The 1827-nt window shown below is 61.6% G+C and carries 1 protein-coding gene; it reads right to left on the bottom strand.

The features are described 5' to 3' along the window. Positions 1–93 precede the first annotated feature (93 nt). Entirely contained in the window at positions 94–1350 is a 1257-nt protein-coding gene (locus tag ACTO5E_RS10960; RefSeq protein WP_482303604.1) for a glycosyltransferase family 2 protein, read from the bottom strand. Positions 1351–1827: the final 477 nt, after the last annotated feature.

Genomic DNA, 1827 nt, shown 5'->3' with positions numbered 1-1827 from the left:
GAGGGGCCTGCCCCTCTGGACTCCTGTTTTCGCGTTTGGGGGTGGGGGGGGGGATGGGGGAGGTTGGTGGCTCGCGATGGGGGTTGGGGCTTTTTAGCGGCGGGGTGGGTTCAGGTCGCCCAGGGTGACGGCTACGGTGTGGCGGATGGGCTTCCACTCGGCGCTGCCGGCCATGGCCACGGCCAGAGCCGCCATAAAGCTGGCCATGAAGAAGGGGTAGGTGAAGCTATACAGCAGCTTGCGGCCCGGGCGGCAGGGGATGCGCCGCCACTCGGTGAGGAGCACCAGCAGGCCGGTGAAGTAGAGCCCCACATAGGTGCCGCCCAATGCTGCCAGGGCGGTGAGCACCACAGGACCGGTCTCCATGCTGTGGCTCACCAGTCCCACGGCAAACATGATGACATTGAGGATAAAGCCCAGGCCCATGAGCACAGAGGCCAGGGAGTTGACCAGCATGTCGTAGCAGGCAAAGCTGCCCCCGCAGAGGATGGCGCGGACCAGCTCTTTGCCGTTGCGGCCCATGATTTGCATGAGGCCCCGCATCCAGCGGGCGCGCTGGACCACGGACTGGCGGAAGCTGGTGGGCTGCTCGTCGTAGAGTATGGCGGAGCCGCAGTAGGCCACCTTTTCGCCCCGGCAGATCAGGTCCAGGGTGAACTCCAGGTCTTCGGTGAGGGCGAAGTAGTGCCAGCCGCCCACCTTTTCCAGCAGCTGGGCGGAGAACAGGAAGCCGGTGCCGGACACGCCGCAGCTGCTGTTCAGAAAGTCCCGGGGGCGGTTGAGGTATTCGGACTCCCGGAGAAAGTACATGCCATAGCCGGCGCTGATCCAGTTGTCGCCGAAGTTTTTGGCGTTGCGGTAGCCGGTGACCACCTGGCAGCCGTTGGAGAACACCTTGTTCATCTCGGCAATGTAGTTGGGGTCCAGGAGGTTGTCGGCGTCGAAGACAAAGAAGCCGTCGTATTTTTCGTGGGGGTAGTTTTGGGCGATTTTACCCAGGAGGAATTCAAGGGCGTAGCCCTTGCCCACCTGGGTCTGGTTGCGGCGGGACCAGACCACGGCCCCCCGGGACGCGGCCACAGCGGCGGTATTGTCGGTGCAGTTATCGGCCACCACAAAGACGTCGACCAGTTGGGCGGGGTAATTCTGGGCTTTGATGCTGTCGATGAGCTGGCCGATGACAGCGGCCTCATTTCTCGCGGCGATGAGCACAGCGAAGCGGCCCAGGCTTTTGGCCTGAAAGCGGCGGCCGGCCCCCCGCAGGCGGAGCAGCAGGTAGAGGACCTGGTAGCAGCAGCAGGCGGCGATCACCGCCGCGATGATGAGGTTGATATATGAGAGGGTTTTCATGGATTCCCGTCCTTTCCAGCTTGACTGTATGTTCTTGCTATAAGCATAATATGAACAAATTAAGTACAGCACGACGAATTTCTTACAAATTCCTTACGCGGGGTGCCCCCGCGGGCAATTCGCGGGGCGCGTTGGCACGCCAACGCGGAGGGGTGCGGGTAGCTAGGTTCGTAGTCGCGGTTTGGGGGTTGGTGGGGCCAGCGGAGTTTTTTAGGGCGTTTGGCGGTGGCTTTGGGGGCAGAGCTGGCATCGCGGGACAGAGAGTTGCCTGTACCAACGCTGTGGGGGCGCGGATTAAAAGTCTTTGAAGATTCTTAAGAAACTTTCTACAGAAAGTTTCTTAAGCCGCCGGAGGCGACCTTGGCCTTGACCTTAAAACACCCAAAAACGCAGGAGGGTAGGGGGTCTCGGCTTCGCCTCGGTCGGTTTGCAGCTTGTCTGCCACCGGCAGAAGCTCACCCCCCGTAAGGGGTTCCC

It is taken from the genome of Acutalibacter sp., assembly GCF_056800975.1.
This window is presented reverse-complemented; position numbering and strand designations above follow the sequence as displayed.

Excerpts from the sequence above, each read along its gene's own strand:
- ACTO5E_RS10960 (WP_482303604.1), bottom strand. The coding sequence starts at position 1,350 with ATGAAAACCCTCTCATATATCAACCTCATCATCGCGGCGGTGATCGCC.